Raw genomic sequence first — 21777 nt, 5'->3', positions numbered from 1 at the left:
GCGCTGGTGGGGGCGGCGGGCCGGGGTGAGGGGCGGGTGGCGCGGCCTGGCCGGGGCGGTTCCGGTGGGGGCGGCGGTGAGGTAGGTGGGAGGCGGCGAATGGGCTGGCGTGAGATGGGGAGGCAGGACCGAGGGGTCGCGGCGGTGTGAGCGCGCGGTGTGACGGCAGTGGCGAGATGCGCCTGGGGATTGGAGAGGCCGTGCGAGGGCCGGTGCGGACGGCGAGCAACCGGAGGGTCGGGTGTGCGGGGTGCGCAACTAGACTGTCTGCCCGTGAGCCTCACCCTCGGCATCGTCGGGCTGCCCAACGTCGGCAAGTCCACCCTGTTCAACGCACTGACCCGCAACGACGTGCTCGCCGCGAACTACCCGTTCGCCACGATCGAGCCCAACGTCGGGGTCGTGCCGCTGCCCGACGTGCGGCTCGACAGGCTCGCCGAGATGTTCCACTCCGAGAAGGTCGTGCCCGCCACGGTGTCCTTTGTGGACATCGCGGGCATCGTCAAGGGGGCCTCCGAGGGCGCGGGGCTCGGCAACAAGTTCCTCGCCAACATCCGCGAGGCCAACGCCATCTGCCAGGTCATCCGCGTGTTCGACGACCCGGACGTGGTGCACGTCGACGGCCGTGTCGACCCGTCGTCCGACATCGAGACCATCAACACCGAGCTGATCCTCGCGGACCTGCAGACCCTCGAAAAGGCCCTGCCCCGCCTGGAGAAGGAAGCGCGCACCAAGAAGGAGCACCGCCCCGCGCTGGAGGCCGCGCAGCAGGCCAAGGACATCCTCGACAGCGGCCGCACCCTCTTCTCCGCGCAGAAGGAGCTCGACACGAGCCTGCTGCGCGAGCTGAGCCTGCTCACCATCAAGCCCTTCCTGTACGTGTTCAACGCCGACGAGGGTGTCCTCACCGACGGCGCCAAGCGCGAGGAGCTGGCGAAGCTCGTCGCGCCCGCGGACGCCGTCTTCCTCGACGCCAAGATCGAGGCCGAACTGCTGGAGCTGGACGACGAGGAGTCCGTCCGCGAGCTGCTCGAGTCCGTCGGCCAGCCCGAGCCCGGGCTGCACGCCCTCGCCCGCGCCGGCTTCCACACCCTCGGGCTGCAGACGTACCTCACCGCGGGCCCGAAGGAGTCCCGCGCCTGGACGATCCCCAAGGGCGCGACCGCCCCGCAAGCCGCGGGCGTCATCCACACCGACTTCGAGCGCGGCTTCATCAAGGCCGAGATCGTCTCCTACGACGACCTGATGGAGGCCGGCTCGATGGCCGCCGCGCGCTCCGCGGGCAAGGTCCGCATGGAAGGCAAGGACTACGTCATGGCCGACGGCGACGTGGTGGAGTTCCGCTTCAACGTCTGAGCCGCTTGCCACACTGGGCGAATGCAACTGGATCAACGGCTGGTGGACGCCGCGGTCGGGCTACTGGAGCGCCGCTGGCCGCGGACGGACCACGCGGTGGCGGCCGCCGCCTACCTGGCGAGTGGTGAGGTGCTGACCAGCGTCAGCTTGGACAACCTCAACGCCGCCGCCACCCTGTGCGCCGAGACGGGCAACATCTGCCGCGCGTACACGTTGGGCGAGGCGATCACGGCTTCGGTCTGCGTCAGCCGGAACGGGAACGGCGTGCGCGTGCTCGCTCCTTGCGGCATCTGCCAGGAACGGCTCGCCCTGTGGGGTTCCGACCTTCAGGTCGCCGTCGCCGATGGCAGTGCCGAGTGCGGCTGGCGGGCACGGACACTGGCCGACCTCAACCCCGTCTACTGGGCCACCGCCTTCACCGGCGGCAACTGGCCGTCGACCGCCGAGCACCGCTGAGGCATCGCTCGAAAAAAAGCCCTTCCCACGCCGATGGCGCGGGAAGGGCCGGTCGGGCTGCTCAGGCTGCGACGCCGAGCAGGATCACGGACAGCAGGGTGACGGTGGTGGCGATCGCGGTGACCCAGGTGCGCTGGGCGGCCGACAGAGTGCTGTTCATGCTGGTCCTGAGTGGGCTGGTGGACGGATTACTTCCGCGCGTGGAACCGGCCCGGCAGGCACCGATGTTAGCACTCTGTGACGCAAATCATTCCGCCGAATGTCTGCCGCGGGCGGTGTACCAGAGCACGCCGCCCGCCAGGGCGACCATCAGCACGAACGACAGCGTCCCCACGACCACCGCTCGCGTTTCGTCCGTCGGCTGCACCTGCACCGCCGCGGTGTCGCGTTGCTGCGTTCCACTCGGCTCGGCCGCCTGTGCGACGCCGGCCTGCGCCACGCCGCCCAGCAGCACCCCGAACAGCACGGCGACCGCCGCCGCCACTCCGCCAATTTTGACCAGGATCTTCGACATCGTGCGTTCCCTCCACACCGGCAACGCACGACACCGCCCGTGATGTTGCCGCCGTAGCGAACGTCACAACGCGTCGACGACCCCGTCGATCTCCGCCGCCAACGACACGTCCTTGCCGGTCAGCCCGCCCGCCGAGTGGGTGCTCAGCCGGAACACCACCGTGCGCCAGCGGATGTCCATGTCCGGGTGGTGGTCCACGCTCTCCGCGATCTCGGCGACCCGGTTGACCACCTGGATCGCCTGCGGGAAGCTGCCCAGCTCCGCCGTGCGCTCCAGCGTGTCCCCTTCGCGCTTCCAGTGCGGCAACCTCGTCAGGGCGTCGGCGACCTCGTCATCGGTCAGTAGCTCTGCCATTGCTCCATGGTGGCGCCCCGCCGGGTACGCTGCACGGTTGCCACGGGAGTCCGGAGCCGAACCGGGCTGAGAGGCGGGACCAGACCCGCGACCGTCCGCACCTGATCCGGATCATGCCGGCGCCAGGGAGGCCCCAGCCCCTTCCTGCCGGTGAGCGCAAGGAGGGGCCATGAGAGGCAAGTGGAGCGCGGCCGTCGTGCTCGGGCTGACCGCCGCACTGACCACGGGCTGCACGCTCGTCGGCGGCTCGAACGAGGACTCCGGCGGCACCGTCACGCTCGTCACGCACGACTCCTGGGCCGCGCCGCAGCAGGTGCTCGACGCCTTCCAGCAGCAGACCGGCATCAAGATCGCGGTCATCAAGAAGGGCGACGCGGGCGCGCTCACCAACTCCCTGGTGCTCACGAAGGCCAACCCCATCGGCGACGTCGCGTACGGCGTCGACAGCACCTTCGCGTCGCGCGCGCTCAGCGAGGGCGTTTTCGAGTCCTACACCAGCCCCGAGGCCGACCGCGGGCCGCAGCGCTACGCCGTCGACAGCGAGCACCGGCTCTCGGCCGTCGACCTCGGCGACGTGTGCCTGAACGTCGACACGAACTGGTTCACGCAGAAGGGCATCCCCGCTCCGACGAGCTACGGCGACCTGACCGACCCGCGCTACAAGGACCTCCTCGTCGTCGAGAACCCCGCGACCTCCTCGCCGGGGCTCGCGTTCCTGCTCGGCACCATCGCGAAGTACGGCGAGCAGGGCTGGCAGGCGTACTGGCAGAAGCTCAAGGACAACGGCCTGAAGTCCGACAGCGGCTGGGAAGAGGCGTACAGCCAGGACTTCTCCGGCTCGTCCGGCAAGGGCCCGCGGCCCATCGTGGTGTCCTACGCTTCCTCGCCCGCGGCGGAGATCGGCGACGACGGCAAGCCTCGCACCAAGGCCCTGCTGGACACCTGCTACCGGCAGGTCGAGTACACCGGCGTGCTGGCGGGCACCAAGCAGGCCGACAAGGCGCACAAGGTCGTGGACTTCCTGCTGTCGCAGCAGTTCCAGACGACCGTCGCGGAGAACATGTACGTGTACCCGGCCCGTCAGGGCGTGGCGCTGCCTGCCGGCTGGGCGGAGGCGGCGCCGCAGCCGCAGGACTCGGCGAGCCTGCCCGCGGACCAGGTGCAGGCGGGGCGTGAGCGGTGGATCGGCGAGTGGCGGTCGTTGCTCGGCCAGTGAGCCGGGCCGGCCTGGGGCTGCTCGCCCTGGTGCCGCTCGGGTTCCTGGTCGTCTTCTTCGCCTGGCCGGTGCTGGCGATCCTCAAGCGCGGCTTCACCGGCGACGAGGTGATCAAGGCGCTTGCCGACGGGGAGACCTGGCGGCTCGCGGGGTTCACCGTGGCGCAGGCCGCGGGCTCGACCGTGCTCGCGGTGCTCGCCGGGATGCCGTTGGCGTTCGTGCTCGCGCGGGTCCGGTTGCCCGGCGTGGCGGTGCTGCGCACGCTGGTGCTGGTGCCGTTCGTCTTGCCGACCGTGGTGGTGGGGCTGGCTTTCCGCGCGCTGTGGCCGGAGGGCGGGGTGGTGTCGATCGTGCTGGCCAACGCCTTCTTCAACGTCGCCGTCGTCGCCAGGACCGTGGCGGGGCTGTGGTCGCACCTCGACTCCCGGGCCGAGGACGCGGCGCGCTCGCTCGGCGCCTCGCGCGCCAGGGCCTTCCGTTCGGTCACGCTGCCCGCGTTGCTGCCCGCGATCACGTCGGCGGCCGCGGTGGTGTTCCTGTTCTGCGCGACCAGTTTCGGCGTCGTGCTCGTGCTCGGCGGGGGCCGGTTCCGCACGCTGGAGACGGAGATCTACCTGCGCACCGAGAACCTGCTGGACCTCAGCGGCGCTGCGGCGTTGTCACTCGTGCAGATCGCCGCGGTGCTCGCCTCGCTCCTGCTCGGTGCCGCGGCCCGCAGACGCCGGGAAACCGCGTTGAAACTGCGCGCCCGCACGGAAACCGCGCGGAGGCCGGTGGGCGGCGAGTGGGCCGTCGTCGCCGCGGCCGTGGCGGTGCTCGGGTTGCTGCTGACACCCATCGTCGCGCTGCTGGTGCGCTCGGTGTCCACTCAGGACGGTTGGAGCCTCGCGGGGTACCGGGCGCTGGCGAGCACCGGCAACGACGGCACGCTGCAGATCTCCGGCTGGGGCGCGGCGGTGAACTCCCTGCTCACGGCCACCGACGCCACCGTGCTGGCCCTGGTCATCGGGGTCTCCGCCGCGGTGCTCGTCGTCGCGCTGCGCCGGGCACCGGGCCGCCTCCAGCACGGGCTGGCCGAGGGCATGGACGCGGCGCTGATGCTGCCGCTCGGCGTGTCCGCCGTGACCGTCGGGTTCGGCTACCTCATCACGCTCGACGCGCTGCCCGGCGACCTGCGGACCTCGCCGCTGCTGGTGCCGCTCGCGCAGGCGCTGGTGGTCATCCCGCTCGTCGTGCGGATGGTGCTGCCCGTGCTGCGCTCGATCGACGACCGGCTGCGGCAGGCAGCGGCCACGCTCGGCGCGAGCCCGCTGCGGGTGTGGCGGGAGATCGACGTGCCGCTCGCGATCCGGTCCGTGGTCGCCGCCGCCGGCTTCGGTTTCGTCGTGGCGCTCGGGGAGTTCGGCGCGACGAGCTTCCTCGCGCGGCCGCAGACGCCGACGCTGCCGGTGGCGATCGCATCGCTCATCGCGCGGCCCGGCGAGCTGAACAACCAGATGGCCTACGCCGCCTGCGCCCTGCTGATGCTGGTGACGGCAGTCGCCGTGGTCGTCATCGACCGGATCGGCTCCGGCCGGGTGGGAGAGTTCTGATGTCGTTGTCCGTGCACGGGCTGACCGTCCGCTACGGCTCGTTCACCGCCGTGCGGAACGCCGAGCTGGACATCGCCGACGGCGAGGTGCTCGCCCTGCTCGGGCCGTCCGGCTCCGGCAAGTCCACGCTCCTGCGGGCCATCACCGGGCTGGAGCCGCTCGCGTCCGGCAGCGTCCGCTGGGACGGCGAGGACCTCGCGCGGGTGCCGGTGCACGAACGCGGGTTCGGCCTGGTGTTCCAGGACGGGCAGCTGTTCCCGCACCGTGACGTCGCGGGCAACATCGCGTTCGGCCTGCGGAAGCTGCCCGCGAAGGAGCGCGCGGAGCGGGTCGCGCGGCTGCTCGATCTCGTCGGGCTGAGCGGGTACGAGCGGCGGCGCGTGACGGAGCTGTCCGGCGGCGAGGCGCAGCGGGTCGCGCTCGCGCGGGCACTGGCGCCCGAACCCCGGTTGCTGCTGCTGGACGAACCACTGTCCGGTTTGGACGCCGGACTGCGTGAGCAGCTCGCCGTGGACCTCGCGGAGGTGCTGCGCAACGCCAAGATCACCGCGCTGCTCGTGACGCACGACCAGGAGGAAGCGTTCACGCTCGCCGACCGGGTCACCGTGCTGCGGGCGGGTGAGATCCGCCAGGTCGGTGCGGTGCGCGAGGTGTGGCGGCGGCCCGCCGACGACGAGACGGCGGCGTTCCTCGGCGTCACGTCGTTCTTCGACGGAACCGCCGAGGACGGAGTGGTCCGGTTCCCGCTCGGCGAGCTCCGAAGCGGCGAACCGGACGGACCGGTGCGCGTCGGCCTGCGCCCCCACGCCCTGCGCGTGGCGGGCGAAGGCATCGCGGGGGAGGTCCTGACGAGGGTCCACCGGCGTGACCACGTCCGCCTGCGCGTGCGGACGGGAGAAGGCATCGTGGACGCGGTCGCCCCCGTCGACGCCGAGTTCGCTCCAGGTGACGAAATCCGCCTGGCATTGGACGATCAAGGCGTAGTCACCAGGAAAGGACGCGCATGATCCAGTGGCCTGTGCCCGAACCGGAGATCCCCGCCGGTACCCACCCCGCCCTCGCCGCCGTCGCCCAAGCGGCCGTGGCCGCCTTCCGCGACGCCCGCGGGCGGTTCGACCGCGCGCAGCTCGCCGAGAAGGTCGACATGGGCGCCGACGGCACGCCGACCACCCGGCTGGACCAGCTCGTCGACACGGCGGTCGCGGAGACCGTCGACCGCCACGGGGTCAACCTGATCAGCGAGGAGATCGGCGTCGTCGACAACGGGTCCGCCGTGACGCTCGTGGTCGATCCCGTCGACGGCACGTCCAACGCCGTCGCCGGAGTGCCGTTCTCCGCGTTCGCCGGGGTGGTCGCGGTGGACGGCAAGGCGGTCGAGTCGCTGACCACGTGGCTCGACACCGGCCGCAGCTGGCACGCGAAGGCCGGCGAGACCACGCCGTACCGCACCACGGGCCGCCGGGAGCTCGACGGCGCCGCGGTCAGCCTCCTGCGTCCGCACCCGAAGAGCGAGGACGCGTGGGTGCGCGTCAGTCGCCGTGCCGCCCGCGTACGCGTGTTGTCCAGCAGCTGCCTCGAAGCCGCGCTGGTGGCCGAAGGGTCACTGGACGCCTTCGCCGACCCGGGTTCCGACACCCACCGCATCATGGACATCGCGGCCGCGCTCGTCCTGCTGCCCGCGGCGGGCGGCGCGCTGGTGGACGCCTACGGGCGCCCGGTCGAGATCGACCCGGACCTGAGCAGGCGCTGGTCCGGGATCGCCGCGGCGACCCCGGACCTCGCGCAGCAGCTCGCCGAGGAGATCACCCGTCCTTCGTCGTGATCCGGGCGTACGCCAGCGACAACCCGATCACCAGGTAGCAGGCGGCCCGGGCCGCGCCTTCCGCGAGCCCGGCCGTCGGCATCGGGTCCCGCAGCACGTCGGTGATCGAGTCCCACGACTGCGGCAGCAGGAACGGGTGCAGCCAGTCGACCGCCGAGAGCAGGAGCAGCACGCTCGACACGATGGTGCCCGCCAGCACGGACACCACGACCAGCATCGGGTGCTCGGTGCACGCCGAGACCGCCAGCGCGACCGCGCCGATCGCCCACAGCTGCAGCGTCACCCAGCCGACCGCGATCGCGATGTGGCCCAGCGCCGCGCCGAACGACAGCGTGCTGCCGGACAGCGTGTACAGCGAGCCGGTGCCGTTGATCGCGAGCCCGGCGAGCACGCCGACCACGGCCATCAGCGCCACCGACGCGAGTGTGAAGGTCGCGACGCCGAGTGCCTTCACCGCGAGCAGGCGGCCGCGGCTCACCGGCGCGATCAGCCAGCCGCGGAGCGTGCCGTGGGCCAGTTCGCCCGCCACCGCGTCGCCCGCCGACATCGCGGTGGTGAGCGGCAGCAGCAGGTTCAGGGTCACCGCGAGCACCGCGATGGGCAGCACCAGCGCGTTGGCGGCGGCGGTGGTCAACAACGCGACGCCGCCGTTGCCCGGCCCCTGGTCCGTCGAGCGGCCGATGGCGAGCCCGATCGCGACGACCACCGGGATCAACGCGAGCAGCCCGAGCACGACGAGCGTGCGCGGCCGGCGGAAGATCCAGCGCAGCTCCGCGCGGTACAGGCGCAGCAGCGGCACGGTGGTCCGTTGCGCGGGTGCCGCGGTCATTGTCGCAGTCGTCATGCCGTCACCTCGTCGACTTCCGGAAGCCCCGCGCCGTCAGCCCCGTGTTCCGTCAGCCGCGCGAACAGGTCTTCGAGCCCGGTGCGCTCCCGCTTGACCTCGTGCACCGCGACCCCGCCCCGTACGAGCGCCTCGACCACCTGCGGTGCGGTGGCCGCCGTGAGGTCCGCGCGCACGCCCTCCGGCACGAGACGACCGGGAATCCGGTTCTCCCGCAGGGTTTCCAGTGCCAGGTCACCGTCCGGAGTGGACACCAGCAGGCCGGGGCTGCCGGACTCCAGCAGCTCGGCCAGCTCGCCCTGCGCGACGACGCTGCCGTCGTGCAGGACCGCCACGTGCGTGCACGTCGCCTCCACCTCGGCGAGCAGGTGCGACGACACCAGCACCGTCACGCCCTCGGCGTGCAGCTCCCCGATGATCTTGCGGATCTCCCGCGTGCCCGCCGGGTCGAGGCCGTTGGTCGGCTCGTCCAGCACCACCATCCGGCGCGGCACCAGCAGTGCCCCGGCCAGGCCGAGGCGCTGCTTCATGCCCAGCGAGTACCCGCGGTACCGGCGGTGCGCCGCGGCGCCGAGGCCGACCCGCTCCAGCGCGTCCTCGACCGCCCTCGGAATGTCCGAAACGGACAGTCGCGGCTCCGCGGCGGCCATCCGGCGCAGGTTCTCCCTGCCGGACAGGAACGGGTGGAAACCCGGCCCCTCGACGAGCGCGCCGACATCCGGCAACGCGTGTGCCGCCTGATCGGGCATGCGCCTGCCCAGCAGCTCCACCTCGCCCTCGGTCGGGCGGACCAGGCCGAGCAGCATCCGGATCGTGGTGGTCTTGCCGGAGCCGTTCGGCCCCAGCATGCCCAGCACCGCGCCCGCGGGCACGTCCAGATCGACCTGGTCCACCGCGACCGCGCTCCGGTACACCTTGCGCAACCCCCTGGTCCGCGCCGCGAGCACCGGAGCCGGGGCGGGCGCGTCCACGCCCGCCCCCAGTTCGAGGTCCGAAGAGGTGGTCACTTCGCGCTCAGCGCGTCGACCAGCGTCTGCTCGGTGACCGCACCGGCCGCGAACCGGCCGTCGGCGGTGATGAGCGCGCTGCCGGCCTTCGTGCTGATCACCCAGCCGTTGCCGAAGGCGCCGCTGACCGGCTTGCCGAAGCGGCTCAGCAGCTGCTGCGGGTTCGCGTCCGCGCCGCCGTGCTTCGGGCCCTGCTTCGGAGTGAGCGCGTCGGTCGGGAAGGTGCCCGTGACGACGGAGTCCCAGCCGTCGCCGACGACCTCCACCGAGTCGGCGGTCTCCGGGCGCTTCGGCAGCTGCGCCTGCTCCTCGGTCACCTTCGCGCCCTGCGGCGGGGTGAACTGGAACTCGCTCGCGGGCTGCGACGCGAACTCGATGTCGCTGAACCCGACCTGCAGCACGGGGTCCGCCGAGCCGTAGGCCAGCACGGCCAGCCGCAGCGGCACGCGCTTCTCCGCGTCGACCGCGATCCGGACCTCGCGCAGCACGGTGTGCTCGGTCGGCTTCGGCGTGAGCACCAGCTCGTACGCCGCCCGGCCCGCCACGCGCGCGGTGCCCTCGACGGCGACCGTGCTGCTCTCCCGGACTTTCGCCATCAGCTGGGTCGCCGCGGCCGCCGGGTCGCTCGGGATCTGCGCCGGCGGCTGCTCGTCCGTGACCGTCGTCTTCGTGGCCGTGTTCTTCGCCGAGTTGTACGTCCACACCGTGGTGCCGTTGCGCACCACCGTGGTGTCGTTCGCGCCCTGCTCGATGGACAGCTTGGCGTTGCCGTTGCCGTCGTTGTAGACGTGCGCGGCGTCGAGGTTCAGGCTCATGCCACCGGGCAGCGCCGTGGTGGGCAGGCCCAGGTTGTTCTCCACCTGGACGGTGCCATCCAGCGCCGGCGTCTTCGTCGCCATCACCGACTGCACCAGCTCCTCCGCGCCGATCGGCGGGAGCTCCGGCGCCTCGCCCGCGCTCGCGGGCATCGCGAGCCACGCCAGCCCGGCCGCCCCCAGCGCCGAGCCCGTCACCGCGGCGGTGATGGCCTTCGTCTTCGTTCGCATGGAAACTCTCCCTGTGTCCGGCGAGCACCAGTGTGCTCCGATCCCGGCACAAACGCTCCCGCCTTGCTCCTGAGACCGCCCTGAGACGCTGAGAGACCGCTGAGAACGGCCGCGCGGCCAGCGAAAACCGTGCATCCTGGGCAGCGTGAAGCCTCGGGTGCTGGTGGTGGACGACGAGCCCGGTGTGCGCAAGGCGCTGCACCGCGGACTGCGGGCGGAGGGGATGGAGGTCATCACCGCCGCCGACGGTCCCGGTGGGCTGCGGCTGGCGCAGACCGGGTCCTTCGACGTGCTGCTGCTCGACATCATGCTGCCCGGGCTGTCCGGTTACCGCGTGCTGCAGCAGCTGCGCGCGCAGGGGATCCGCACGCCGGTGCTGCTGATCTCGGCCAAGGACGGCGAGGTCGACCAGGCCGACGGGCTCGACCTCGGCGCCGACGGGTACCTGGTCAAGCCGTTCTCGTTCGTCGTACTGGTGGCGCAGGTCCGCGCGGTGCTGCGCCGGGCGCAGACCGAGTCCGTGCGCGGCCCGGTGCGCATCGGCGGGCTCGTCGTCGACCGCGCGACCCGCGAGGTGCGCTGGCACGACGAGCCGGTGGCGCTGAGCCCGCGTGAGTTCGGCCTGCTGGAGGTGCTCGTCGGCCGCGCGGGCACGGTGGTCACCAAGGACGAGCTGCTGCGTGCGGTGTGGGGCGACGAGCAGGCGGCCACGCGCAACGTCGTCGAGGTGTACGTCGGGTACGTGCGGCGCAAGCTCGACGCCGTCGGCGCGGGGGCGCTCGTGCGGACCGTGCGCGGGCACGGCTACCTCGCGTCCGACGCGCAGCTCGACGAGGTCCTGCCCGGGTGATCACGCGCTGGCCGATGTGGCTCCGCATCACCGTGCCCGCGGCGGTCGTCACGTTCGCGGTGCTGCTCGGGCTGGCGTTGTTCGCGGGACGCGGGCTCGGCCCGCTGCAGGTGGCCTCGGTGGACGACGAGCTGGGCGTCGCGCTCGGCACGGCGGGCGCCGCGGTCTCGGCCGGGCACGCGCCCGCGCCGGTGGACGGCGTGCTGCTGCGCGTGCTCGACACGGCCGGGGCTCCGCTGGACGGCGGTGGTCCGGTGCGGGGTCTCGGGCAGGGCGAGGTCCGGGCGCTGAACGCGGGCCAGTCCGTCCACAATGGAGCGATGTTGTGGCGGGGCAGCGTGGTACCCGCGCCGGACGGGTCGCTGCGGCTGGTGGTCGCGGGCACCGGGCTGGTGGGGCTGGACTCCGCGGCCCACAAGTGGTCGAGGTGGTTGCTGTGGGTGGCGCTGGCCGGTGCGGTGCTCGCCGCCGTCGCGACGTGGTTCGTCGTGCGGATGGCGTTGCGCCCGGTCGCTCGGATGCGCCGTTCGGTGCGGGCGCTGCCGTCCGGTGAGCGCCTGCCGGTGCCGGAGGCGCACGACGAGCTGCGGGCGCTGGCGGTGGAGTTCAACGCGCTGCTCGCCCGGCAGGAGGAGGTGAGCAGGCGGCTGCGGCGGTTCACCGGGGACGCGGCGCACGAGCTGCGCTCGCCCGTCGCGTCGATCCGGGTGCAAGCCGAGGTCGCGGTCGCGAACCCGGACCCGGAGCTCGCGCAGGAGACGCTGGCCGACGTCCTCGCCGAGGCCGAGCGGCTGTCCGCGCTACTGGACCAGCTGCTGGCGCTGGCCCGCTCGGACGCCGGGGAGCTGCCGCCCGCCGAGCCCGTTGAACTGGTCACGGAGGCGCGCGCGGCGGTGAAGCGCTTACCGCCGGGCTCGCCCACCGCCCGCGTCAACGGGGTCGTCGGGTCGGCGTGGGCGCACGCGGCTCATCCGGAAGTCGAACTGGTGCTGAACAACCTGCTGCGCAACGCCTGCCGGTACGCGCGCTCGCAGGTCGTGGTGTCCGTGGTGCCCGGGCACACGAGCGTGCGCGTGGTCGTCGACGACGACGGTCCCGGCGTGCCACCGGAACACCGGGACCGCGTGTTCGACCGGTTCTACCGCGTGGCGGACGACCGGTCCCGCACCTCGGGTGGCAGCGGGCTCGGGCTCGCCATGGTCGCGGAGGCGGTGCGGCGACGGGGTGGCCGGGTGACCGTCGGCGAGTCGCCGGAGGGCGGTGCCCGCTTCCAGGTGACGTGGCGGCGGGCCGGTAACGTCTCCGCTTCGTGAAGGTGCGAGTGATCGTCGGGGCGGCCATCGTGCGGGGCGGCGCCCTGCTCGCCCAGCAACGGGCGTATCCGCCGGAGGTGGCGGGCCGGTGGGAGCTGCCGGGCGGTCGCGTCGAACCCGGGGAGACCGAGCCGGAGGCGCTGCGCCGCGAGTGCGTCGAGGAGCTCGGCGTCGAGATCACCGTGGGCGACCGGGTCGGGAACGACGTCCCGCTGCGCTCGAACCTGGTGCTGCGCGTGTACGCCGCCCGGCTGGTGGACCCGAAGGCGCGCCCGAAAGCCTTGGAGCACAAGGGACTCCGGTGGGTCACCGCCTCGGCGCTGGACGGCCTCCGCTGGCTGCCCGCGGACCTGGAGCTGCTTCCCGCACTGCACGAGCTGCTCGAAGGTGTGAACTAGGGGCCTGAGGTCGTTCACCCCGGCGACCTGGCGTCATCATCAAGGACGGCAGCCCTACGTGAAGGTGGTACCCGTGGCGGACGAGGCGATCCTCCGGCGCCTGGCCGACGAAGGCCGGGTCGTCCTCCCCTCGACCCGGCGCCGACGCGTGCTACCTCGCCGTGGCCGTGCAGCTGGCCGGGGAGCCCGGGGCGGAGGTCGTGCTGGGGTCGTTCGACCGGCAGCAGCGGCGAGCGGCCTCCGCCGCGGGCATCCCGCTGACGTCCCTCAACCCGCCCCGATCAGGCGCAGCGCCGAGCTGAGCCGGTGCTCGCCGCGGTCCGCGGCACGCGCCGCACCCGCCTTGCGGACCTGCTCCAGCTCCGCCGGGTCCGCCAGCAGCTCCAGTGTCCGCTCGCGGATCGGGCGCAGCGTCTCGACCACCGCCTCCGCCACGGCCGCCTTGAGCGCCCCGTACGAACCGTGCCGCTCGGCCTCCTCCCGCGGCGTCGTGCCCGAACACGCGGCGAGGATCTCCAGCAGGTTCGACACCCCCGGCCGCCGCTCCGGGTCGTACGCGGGCACCGTCTCCGCGTCCGTCACCGCCCGGCGGATCTTGCGGCGGACCAGGTCCGGCTCGTCGAGCACGAACACCACGCCTGCCGCGTCCCGCGCCGACTTCGACATCTTCCGCGTAGGGTCCGCCAGGTCCCGCACGCGCGCGCCGGTGAGCGGCAGCACCGCCTCCGGCACCGCGAACACCTCGCCGTAGGTGGAGTTGAACCGCCGCGCCAGCGCACGGGTCAGCTCCACGTGCTGCTGCTGGTCCTCGCCGACGGGCACCTCGTCCGCGCCCTGCAGCAGGATGTCCGCGGCCATCAGCACCGGGTACGTCAGCAGGCTCAACCGCACCCCGCTCCGCCCGCCCGCCTTTTCCTTGAACTGGATCATTCGCGCGGCCTCGCCGTAGCTGCAGGTGCATTCCAGGATCCACGTCAGCGCGCCGAGTTCCCGCGCCAGATCGGACTGGACGAAAACGCGTTCCGGGGCTATTCCGGACGCGATCAGCACGGCGAGCATTTCGCTCGTGCGCGAGCGCAGCCCGGCCGGGTTGTGTGTCGTGGTCATGCCGTGCAGGTCGGAGACGAAGTACAGGTCCGACGGCCCGCCCTCGGCGGCCCAGCGCGAGATCGCGCCCAGGTAGTTGCCGAGCTGCGGGTGACCGGACGGCGTGATGCCGGAGATCCTCATCGTGTCCTCCTCGGAGGTTCGGTGCCGCCCGCGCGGACCGCCTCCCGGACACGGAAAAGGCCGCCCGTGCGGGCGGCCTGGATGTGTCAGCGCACAGCGAGGTCAGCCGCCCGAGGGCGGCCACCACAGACCCGTGAAGCTGCGCATGCGGTCACTTTAACTCCCGCGGCAATTCTTTACCACCGCATGACCGATGTGATCGACGAGTCCAAATCTCGACCGCCGGTACGCCGTGACGGGGCTACCGTCGATTCATGTTCGTGGTTCTGCTGACTTACACAGCCCCGTTGGAAGAAGTCGACTACGCATTACCCGATTACGCGAAGTGGCTGGAAAAGCACTTCGCGGCGGGGGAGTTCCTCGCGGCGGGCCGCCGGGACTCGCGCGAAGGCTGCGTGATCCTCACGCGGTCGATGTCACGCGCGAAGCTCGAAGCGATCCTCTGCGTGAACCCCTTCGTGCTCGGGCACCTGGCGACGTTCGAGATCATCGAGTTCGCGGCGACGCGCACCGCGCCGGAGCTGCACCGCCTGAACGAGGCGATGGCCCAGCTCGCCTAGGCGGCGGCCTTCGCCTTCTTGAGCGCGAGCACCGGGCACTTCTTGCAGCGGCTCTTCGACCGGCAGCACTTCTTCTTCACCTTGCCGGCCTTGATGAGCTTGCGCACCACCGCCTGGGGTTCCGCGCTGTCCTTGCCCATTGGATTAGGTTAGGCGAAGCTAACTGCCGGTGCAGCGTGTCGGAGGTCACAAAGGGGTAGAGGGTATCCTGAGAGGGACTGCCCGAAGGCCAAAGCCGGCCGGGTGGCCCTCCCTTCCGAAACTCTGAGCACCTCAGGAGCCTTCGCGTGCCCGCAGCAACCGCCGAGAAGGTCCGTACGGACCTGCGCAACGTAGCCATCGTGGCACACGTCGACCACGGCAAGACCACCCTGGTCGACGCCATGCTCCGCCAGTCCGGGGCCTTCGCCGAACGGGCCGAGGTCGTCGACCGCGTCATGGACTCAGGTGAGCTCGAACGTGAGAAGGGCATCACCATCCTGGCCAAGAACACGGCCATCCACCGCCAGACCCCGGACGGCGCGGTCACCATCAACGTGATCGACACCCCGGGCCACGCCGACTTCGGCGGCGAGGTCGAGCGCGGCCTCGCCATGGTCGACGGCGTCGTGCTGCTGGTGGACGCCAGCGAGGGCCCGCTGCCGCAGACCCGCTTCGTGCTGCGCAAGACCCTCGAAGCCGGCCTGCCCGTGGTCCTCGTGGTGAACAAGGTCGACCGCCCCGACGCCCGGATCGCCGAGGTCGTCGAGGAGACCCACGACCTGCTGCTCGACCTCGCGGGCGACATCGAGGACGCGGACCTCGACGCGGTGCTCGACCTGCCCGTCGTCTACGCCTCGGCGCGCGCCGGGCGCGCCAGCCTGGAGCAGCCCGCCGACGGCGCGCTGCCCGACAGCGAGAACCTCGACCCGCTGTTCGAGACCCTGATGCGTCACGTGCCGCCGCCCCAGGCCGATGTGGACGGTCCGCTGCGCGCGCTGGTCACCAACCTCGACGCGTCCAACTTCCTCGGCCGCATCGCGCTCATCCGCATCCACTCCGGCAAGCTGCGCAAGGGCCAGACCGTGGCGTGGCTGCGCGCGGACGGGTCCGTGCACAACGTCCGGATCTCCGAGCTGCTGGTCACCGAGGCGCTCGAACGCGTGCCCGCGCAGGAGGCCGCCGCGGGCGACCTCGTCGCGATCGCCGGCATCCCCGACATCACCATCGGCGACACCCTCGCCGACGTCGAGAACCCCGAGGCGCTGCCCCGGATCACCGTCGACGAGCCCGCCATCTCGATGACCATCGGCGTGAACACCTCGCCGCTGGCCGGGCGCAACGGCGGCGACAAGGTCACCGCCCGCCTGGTCAAGGCGCGGCTGGACCAGGAGCTGGTCGGCAACGTGAGCATCAAGGTGCTGCCCACCGAGCGGCCGGACACGTGGGAGGTCCAGGGCCGTGGCGAGCTGGCGCTGGCCATCCTCGTCGAGCAGATGCGCCGCGAGGGCTTCGAGCTCACCGTCGGCAAGCCGCAGGTGGTCACGCGCACGATCGACGGCAAGCTGCACGAGCCGTTCGAGCGGCTGACCATCGACTCGCCGGAGGAGTACCTCGGCTCGATCACCCAGCTCATGGCGGCCCGCAAGGGGCGGATGGAGCACATGGGTGGCAACGGCACCGGCCGGATCCGGCTGGAGTACGTGCTGCCGGCGCGTGGCCTGATCGGCTTCCGCACCGACTTCCTCACCGAGACCCGCGGCACCGGCATCGCGAACCACGTGTTCGAGGGCTACTTCCCGTGGGCGGGCGAGATCCGCACCCGGCACACCGGTTCGCTGGTGGCCGACCGGTCGGGCCCGATCACCGCGTACGCGATGATCCAGCTCGCCGACCGCGGCACGTTCTTCGTCGAGCCGGGCGCCGAGGTGTACGAGGGCATGGTCGTCGGGGAGAACCCGCGCGCCGAGGACCTCGACATCAACATCACCAAGGAGAAGAAGCTCACCAACATGCGCTCGTCCACCGGTGACGAGCTCGAACGCCTCGCCCGCCCGCGCAAGCTGGGCCTGGAGGAGGCGCTGGAGTTCTGCGCCGTCGACGAGTGCGTCGAGGTCGCGCCGGAGGTGGTCCGGGTGCGCAAGGTGACGCTGGACATCAGCCAGCGCGCCAAGGAGCGGTCGCGGGCCAAGAGCCTGCAGAAGTAGCTCCGGGAGGGGAACGCGCCGGGGGTGGCGGACGTCCACCTTCCGGCGGTACCCGATACGGTGCCGAGCGGCTTGGGCAATTGCGTGTCGCGGCGTTGGGCCTTGTGGCACCATCGTGGGCTCGACGCCTGGGGAGGCAGCGTGCGGAGGAGCGGAGCGGCGGCACTGGTCGTGCTGCTCGTGAGCGTGCTCGCCGCGTGCACCTCGACCCCGCCGCCTCCGCTCGTCACGTCGCAGCCGGCGCCGACCACCCCCACCGTGCCCGGTCCCTCGCAGATCGTGGTGGGCGTGGACGACATCGTCGGCGGCTACAACCCGCACAACCTCGCCGACCAGTCCACGATCACCACCGCGCTCTCGCAGCTGCTGCTGCCGTCGGTGTTCCGGCAGTCCGACGACGGCCGGTACCAGCTCGACACCACGCTCATGCGGTCGGCGGCCGTCACCTCGCAGGAGCCGTTCACGGTGACCTACGAGATCCGCCAGGACGCCTCCTGGTCCGATGGTGCCCCGATCGCGGTCGAGGACTTCGTGTACCTGGCCGACGCGATGCGGGACCAGCCAGGCGTCGTCGAACCGGCGGGCTACCGGCTCATTTCGAACATCCAGCCGAGCGAGGGCGGCAAGGGCGTCCAGGTGACGTTCTCACAGCCCTACCCAGGCTGGCAGACGCTGTTCAACGACCTGCTGCCCCAGCACCTGCTGAAAGACGCTCCAGGAGGCTGGCAGGGGGCCTTGCAGGGCAGTTTCCCGGCCTACGGCGGCCCGTTCTCCATCAAGCAGCTCGACACCGCGCGCGGGGAGATCATCCTGGAGCGCAACGAGCGGTACTGGGACAAGCCCGCGGCGGTGGACCAGATCGTGCTGCGCCGGTCGGACGAGGCCGGGCTCGCGGCGGCGCTGCGCAGCGGCAACGAGCAGTTCGTGATGTCGCGGACGGACGCCACGGGGCTCAAGCTGCTGCAGGACATCGGCCCGGCCGTCCAGCTGCACACCGTGGCGAGCCCGCGCGTGGCGGACGTCCTGCTGCGGCCCGCGAACGGCGCGCTGGTGAACGAGAACGTGCGCGCGGGGATCGCCGCGCTGATCGACCGCAACGCGCTGATCGACGAGGGCACCTCCGGTGGCCCGTCGGCCGGGCTGCGCGCGGACGCCGAGGTGCTTCCCCCATCCGTGTCCGGCTACGCGGCCACGATTCCCGCGAACGTGTCAACACCCAATCCGGCGACAGCCGAACAGCTGTTGCAGAGCGCGGGCTACAGCAAGGAAGCGGGCACCTGGCGCAAGGACGGCAAGCCCCTCTCGCTCGTCGTCGCGTCGCCGGGGCAGCTGGAGCCGTACGCGAGCATCGCGAAGGAGCTCGCTCGCCAGCTCACGGCCGCCGGAGTGCAGGTCAGCACCATCAACCCGGAGCCGCGGGACCTGTTCGCGAACCTGCTGGCCATGCCCGTCGGCACCACGGGCCAGCCCGCGTCGGACGGCTCGGGCAGCGTGGGCGTGGACCTCGCCGTCGTGCCGCTGCCGGTCGGCGGTGACCCGGCGACCGTGCTGGCGTCCACCTTCGGCTGCCGTCCCGGGCAGAACAGCACCACGACCACGACCACGACGGTCGTGCCCGCCAACCCGGCCGCGGTCTGCGACTCCGAGCTGCAGTCCGCGGTCGACGACGCGCTGAGCGGGAAGAAGACGCTCGCGGAGACCCTCACCGAGCTCGAACCGAAGCTCTGGGCGCAACACACCGTGATCCCGCTGTTCCAGCTCGCGGACACCCTGGCCATCGGAAACGGCATTTCGGGCGTGACGCCGGGCCCCGCGATGGTTGGGCCGTTCGGGTCAGCCGTGAACTGGACACGTGGCGGCAAGTAACCAACGTATGTCCGCATGTTAGGTGGAAGTCACCCTTTGGTCACAATCGCTCTCGGGGTGGTGACTCCTTGTGTTGAGGTTTCTAGCGTTCTCCGGCAGTGCGCCGGTGCGTGCATTCGGTGTGACATAAGCTCCCGCCTAACGCGCAGGAGCGGTGTGGGCGTTGGCCCAGTGCTAGGAGGGCACACATAAATGAGGAGATGGAAAGCAGCTTCGGCCGTCACAGTGGCCGCGGCTGCCGCGCTCGTGCTGAGCGCCTGCAGTGGCGGCAGCGGCGGGGGCACGGACCAGAACGGTTCGAGCACCGACATCAAGAGCATGGCGGTCGGCAAGGCGGAGAACGCGCAGGCCGGAACCTTCAAACTGGGTGATGCCCCCGCCTGGGACGGCACCGTCACAGTCGGTATCGACGACGCTTTCTCGGCGTACAACAACCAGACGCCGGACACCAACTCGTCGTACAACACCTACGTCCTCATCGCCACGCTGTCCGGCAGCAGCGTGATCGACGGGAACAACAAGGTGCTGTTGAACAACGACGTGCTGGACTCCTGGGACGTGACCTCCACGAACCCGTACACGGTCACCTACAAGATCAAGCCGGGTGTCAAGTGGTCCGACGGCGCGCCGTGGAACTGCAAGGACTACTACCTGGCCTGGCTGTCGCAGAGCGGCGTGGCGCCGAACGCGGGCTTCAACCCGGCGGCCACCGCGGGCTACGACCTGATCAACAGCGCCAAGTGCACCGACGACCTGACCTTCGTCGCGACGTTCAAGCAGCCCTACGTCGACTACAAGGGCCTGTTCGACTCGAACGCGATTCTCCCGGCGCACATCCTCGAGAAGCAGATCGGGATCACGGACGTCACGCAGCTGACCCCGACCAGCGACCCGGCGGTGCTGAAGAAGGCCGGTGACTTCTGGACCAACGGCTGGAAGGGGTTCAACAAGGACCTCGACCCGGCCTCCGGCCCGTACATGATCACGGCGTTCGACCAGAACCAGGGTGCGGTCACCCTGGAGAAGAACCCGCAGTGGATCGGCGCCAAGGGCGGCCCGGCCAAGATCGTCGTCAAGAAGTTCTCGGACACCAAGGCGATGGCCACCGCGCTGCAGAACGGTGAGATCCAGGTCGTGGCCTCGACCCAGCCGGACGCCACCGCGGCCGACACCATGAAGGGCCTCTCGGCTCAGGGCGTGGTCTACGGTTCGGCTCCGCAGCTGTCCTACGAGCACATCGACATGAACTACCGCAACGCCATCCTCAAGGACAAGGCGGCGCGGCAGGCGCTGTTCGAGGTGATCCAGCGTTCGGACATCACGGACAAGCTGCTCAAGGAGGTCCAGTCGGACATCACTCCGGACGGCAGCCTGATCTACACGCCGGCGGAGAGCGCCTACAAGGACGTCTACAGCGACAAGGCCGGCAAGGGTGCCGACGCCGCGAAGAAGACGCTGGAGGCGGACGGCTGGACGCTGGGTGCCGACGGCATCTACCAGAAGAACGGCCAGCGCTTCTCGGTGACGATCTCGCACAACAACAACCCGCGTCGCGACCAGACGGTGGAGATCATCCAGTCGCAGGCGAAGGCCGCGGGCATCGAGATCAAGAACGACAACGACCCGACGTTCCTCAGCGGTGGTCGCCTGAGCACCGGCGCGTGGGACATCGCGTTGTTCGCGTGGTCGCAGCCGCCGTTCAAGTCGCAGTCGCAGCCGCTGTACAGCACGGGCGGTAACCAGAACCACCAGGCGTACAGCGACCCGACGGTCGACAACCTGTTCAACCAGGCGGTCGTGGCGACCGACGAGGCCACCGCGACGAACCTGTACCAGCAGGCCGATGCCGCCATCGCGAACGACTACGCGTCGCTGCCGCTGTTCGCGGTGCCGTCGATGTGGGCGTTCCAGGGCATCGACAAGGTGTACATGCAGTCGTACTACGGTGCGCTGTGGAACGCCGGTGAGTGGGCGCAGAAGTAACCTTCGCACCATTTGATCACCTGGGTAGGGAGTTCGGGGGCCCGGTCATGAGCCGGGCCCTCGGGCTTCCTTCGGAAGTAGGTGTCAGACCGTGGGCGACCCCCCGTACGGTGGATACCGGGTTCGGCTGCATACTTCCGGCCAGGCCCTGATGAGGAGCGTTCTCGTTGAACCTGGTTATCTACATCCTTCGCCGGCTGGCGATCTCGATCCCGGTACTGCTTGTCGGGACCTTTCTCGTGTTCGTGATGGTCGCCTCGGTCGGTGACCCGCTCGCGGAGCTCCGCGGCCGCCCGAACATCAACCCGGAAGCCATCGCGGAGACGGCGCGCCAGCTCGGTCTGGACCAGCCGATCGTCGCCCGCTACTTCCACTGGCTCGGGCACTTCCTGACCGGTGACTGGGGCGTCTCGGTCGCGCAGGGCAACGCCATGGCGCCGGTCTTCCCGAAGGTCATGGGCGCCTTCGACGTCACGATCAAGCTCGTGGTCGGTGCCGAGGTCCTCGCGCTGGTGGTCGGTGTCGCGGTCGGCGTGCTGGCCGCGGTCAAGCAGTACTCGATCGTCGACTACTTCGCCACCACGCTGGCCTTCTTCCTCTTCTCCATGCCGATCTTCTGCGTCGCGGTGGTCCTGAAGACCTACGCGATCCAGCTCAACATCTGGATCCACGACGTCGGCCTGAGCGACTGGCTGGGCAACCCGTGGCTGAGAACGACGAGCCCGGAGAACCTGAACTCGACCGGGTTCGGGGACTTCCTCGCGAAGTACTCGGGTGCGTACCTGCTGCCCACCCTGTCGATCATGGCGATCAGCTTCGCCGCGTACAGCCGGTTCCAGCGCGCTTCGATGCTGGAGACGCTGAACATGGACTACGTGCGCACCGCGCGGGCGAAGGGCCTCTCGGGTTCCCGCGTCGTGTTCCGGCACGCGTTCCGCAACGCGCTGATCCCGGTCGCCACCCTGTTCTCGGTGAACTTCGGCCAGGTTCTCACTGGTGCGATCATCACCGAGACCGTGTTCAACTGGCACGGGATGGGCACCCTGCTCGTCGATGCCGTCAACCACAACGATCCCGCCGTGCTGATGGGCTGGCTGGTCGTCGTCGCCGTCATGGTGGTGCTGGCCAACCTCATCGCGGACCTGTTGTACGGCATCATGGACCCGAGGATTCGCGTTGGCTGA

Annotated in this window: 21 protein-coding genes and 1 riboswitch; of the genes, 14 read left to right on the top strand and 7 right to left on the bottom strand. The window is 70.9% G+C overall.

Going from position 1 to position 21777, the window contains the following annotated elements; translation table 11 throughout:
- Positions 1-273: 273 nt before the first annotated feature.
- Positions 274-1356 carry a redox-regulated ATPase YchF gene (gene ychF / locus FHX82_RS08140; RefSeq protein WP_145935887.1) on the top strand — a complete coding sequence of 361 codons (1083 nt, stop codon included), beginning with the start codon at positions 274-276 and terminating at the stop codon, positions 1354-1356.
- Positions 1357-1377: 21 nt separating this feature from the next.
- The gene (locus FHX82_RS08135; protein ID WP_145935886.1) at positions 1378-1812 is read left to right on the top strand and encodes a cytidine deaminase; all 435 of its coding nucleotides are present in this window, start codon (positions 1378-1380) and stop codon (positions 1810-1812) included.
- A 247-nt stretch (positions 1813-2059) separates the two neighbouring features.
- On the opposite strand, the gene FHX82_RS08130 is transcribed toward FHX82_RS08135, so the two are convergent.
- Both FHX82_RS08130 and FHX82_RS08125 read right to left on the bottom strand, forming a co-directional pair.
- Positions 2060-2326: a hypothetical protein gene (locus FHX82_RS08130; RefSeq protein ID WP_145935885.1), complete on the bottom strand. Its 267-nt coding sequence runs from the start codon at positions 2324-2326 to the stop codon at positions 2060-2062.
- A gap of 63 nt (positions 2327-2389) precedes the next feature.
- Positions 2390-2680 carry a 4a-hydroxytetrahydrobiopterin dehydratase gene (locus FHX82_RS08125; protein ID WP_145935884.1) on the bottom strand — a complete coding sequence of 97 codons (291 nt, stop codon included), beginning with the start codon at positions 2678-2680 and terminating at the stop codon, positions 2390-2392.
- 32 nt (positions 2681-2712) lie between these two features.
- A riboswitch (TPP riboswitch) is annotated at positions 2713-2826 on the top strand.
- A gap of 23 nt (positions 2827-2849) precedes the next feature.
- Here FHX82_RS08125 and FHX82_RS08120 point away from each other — a divergent pair.
- The 4 genes from FHX82_RS08120 to FHX82_RS08105 are packed head-to-tail and all read left to right on the top strand — an operon-like array spanning position 2850 to position 7310.
- The gene (locus FHX82_RS08120) at positions 2850-3896 is read left to right on the top strand and encodes a thiamine ABC transporter substrate-binding protein (RefSeq protein ID WP_145935883.1); all 1047 of its coding nucleotides are present in this window, start codon (positions 2850-2852) and stop codon (positions 3894-3896) included.
- Positions 3893-5488, top strand: coding sequence for an ABC transporter permease (locus tag FHX82_RS08115; protein ID WP_229880481.1), 1596 nt, complete (start codon positions 3893-3895; stop codon positions 5486-5488). The genes FHX82_RS08120 and FHX82_RS08115 overlap by 4 nt, the downstream gene beginning before the upstream one ends.
- Complete coding sequence (locus tag FHX82_RS08110; protein WP_145935882.1) at positions 5488-6495, top strand: ABC transporter ATP-binding protein; 1008 nt, start codon at positions 5488-5490, stop codon at positions 6493-6495. The genes FHX82_RS08115 and FHX82_RS08110 overlap by 1 nt, the downstream gene beginning before the upstream one ends.
- Complete coding sequence (locus FHX82_RS08105) at positions 6492-7310, top strand: inositol monophosphatase family protein (RefSeq protein WP_145935881.1); 819 nt, start codon at positions 6492-6494, stop codon at positions 7308-7310. Before FHX82_RS08110 ends, FHX82_RS08105 begins: the two co-directional genes overlap by 4 nt.
- Here the strand turns inward: FHX82_RS08105 and FHX82_RS08100 are convergent.
- From FHX82_RS08100 to FHX82_RS08090, 3 genes are read right to left on the bottom strand one after another with little or no spacing between them, the layout of a single operon-like run.
- A complete protein-coding gene (locus FHX82_RS08100; protein ID WP_145935880.1) occupies positions 7291-8154 on the bottom strand; it encodes an ABC transporter permease in 864 nt (287 codons plus the stop codon). The genes FHX82_RS08105 and FHX82_RS08100 overlap by 20 nt on opposite strands.
- Positions 8151-9161, bottom strand: coding sequence for an ABC transporter ATP-binding protein (locus FHX82_RS08095; RefSeq protein WP_145935879.1), 1011 nt, complete (start codon positions 9159-9161; stop codon positions 8151-8153). Before FHX82_RS08095 ends, FHX82_RS08100 begins: the two co-directional genes overlap by 4 nt.
- On the bottom strand, positions 9158-10207 hold the full coding sequence (locus FHX82_RS08090; protein WP_145935878.1) for a LolA family protein: 1050 nt from the start codon (positions 10205-10207) through the stop codon (positions 9158-9160). Before FHX82_RS08090 ends, FHX82_RS08095 begins: the two co-directional genes overlap by 4 nt.
- Before the next feature lie 145 nt (positions 10208-10352).
- Between FHX82_RS08090 and FHX82_RS08085 the strand changes: the two genes are divergently transcribed.
- From FHX82_RS08085 to FHX82_RS08075, 3 genes are read left to right on the top strand one after another with little or no spacing between them, the layout of a single operon-like run.
- Positions 10353-11057 carry a response regulator transcription factor gene (locus tag FHX82_RS08085; RefSeq protein ID WP_229880483.1) on the top strand — a complete coding sequence of 235 codons (705 nt, stop codon included), beginning with the start codon at positions 10353-10355 and terminating at the stop codon, positions 11055-11057.
- Between the two features lie 14 nt (positions 11058-11071).
- Positions 11072-12370, top strand: a complete 1299-nt coding sequence (locus FHX82_RS08080; protein WP_145935899.1) for a sensor histidine kinase — start codon at positions 11072-11074, stop codon at positions 12368-12370.
- A gap of 2 nt (positions 12371-12372) precedes the next feature.
- Positions 12373-12768, top strand: coding sequence for a (deoxy)nucleoside triphosphate pyrophosphohydrolase (locus FHX82_RS08075; RefSeq protein WP_145935898.1), 396 nt, complete (start codon positions 12373-12375; stop codon positions 12766-12768).
- A gap of 267 nt (positions 12769-13035) precedes the next feature.
- On the opposite strand, the gene trpS is transcribed toward FHX82_RS08075, so the two are convergent.
- Positions 13036-13998, bottom strand: a complete 963-nt coding sequence (gene trpS / locus FHX82_RS08070; protein ID WP_145935877.1) for a tryptophan--tRNA ligase — start codon at positions 13996-13998, stop codon at positions 13036-13038.
- A gap of 254 nt (positions 13999-14252) precedes the next feature.
- Between trpS and FHX82_RS08065 the strand changes: the two genes are divergently transcribed.
- The gene (locus tag FHX82_RS08065; protein WP_145935876.1) at positions 14253-14558 is read left to right on the top strand and encodes a YciI family protein; all 306 of its coding nucleotides are present in this window, start codon (positions 14253-14255) and stop codon (positions 14556-14558) included.
- On the opposite strand, the gene FHX82_RS08060 is transcribed toward FHX82_RS08065, so the two are convergent.
- Positions 14555-14698, bottom strand: a complete 144-nt coding sequence (locus FHX82_RS08060; RefSeq protein ID WP_183176518.1) for a hypothetical protein — start codon at positions 14696-14698, stop codon at positions 14555-14557. The genes FHX82_RS08065 and FHX82_RS08060 overlap by 4 nt on opposite strands.
- A gap of 147 nt (positions 14699-14845) precedes the next feature.
- Between FHX82_RS08060 and typA the strand changes: the two genes are divergently transcribed.
- The 4 genes from typA to FHX82_RS08040 all read left to right on the top strand — a co-directional run bounded on the left by typA (position 14846) and on the right by FHX82_RS08040 (position 21777).
- Positions 14846-16744, top strand: a complete 1899-nt coding sequence (gene typA / locus FHX82_RS08055; protein ID WP_145935875.1) for a translational GTPase TypA — start codon at positions 14846-14848, stop codon at positions 16742-16744.
- Positions 16745-16885: 141 nt separating this feature from the next.
- Positions 16886-18610, top strand: a complete 1725-nt coding sequence (locus FHX82_RS08050; RefSeq protein ID WP_229880486.1) for an ABC transporter family substrate-binding protein — start codon at positions 16886-16888, stop codon at positions 18608-18610.
- Positions 18611-18802: 192 nt separating this feature from the next.
- On the top strand, positions 18803-20593 hold the full coding sequence (locus FHX82_RS08045; protein WP_145935874.1) for an ABC transporter family substrate-binding protein: 1791 nt from the start codon (positions 18803-18805) through the stop codon (positions 20591-20593).
- A gap of 167 nt (positions 20594-20760) precedes the next feature.
- A complete protein-coding gene (locus tag FHX82_RS08040) occupies positions 20761-21777 on the top strand; it encodes an ABC transporter permease (protein ID WP_145935873.1) in 1017 nt (338 codons plus the stop codon).

Origin of the sequence: Amycolatopsis bartoniae (assembly GCF_014191255.1) — a bacterium.
In the GTDB taxonomy this organism is placed as follows: domain Bacteria; phylum Actinomycetota; class Actinomycetes; order Mycobacteriales; family Pseudonocardiaceae; genus Amycolatopsis_E; species Amycolatopsis_E bartoniae.
This window is presented reverse-complemented; position numbering and strand designations above follow the sequence as displayed.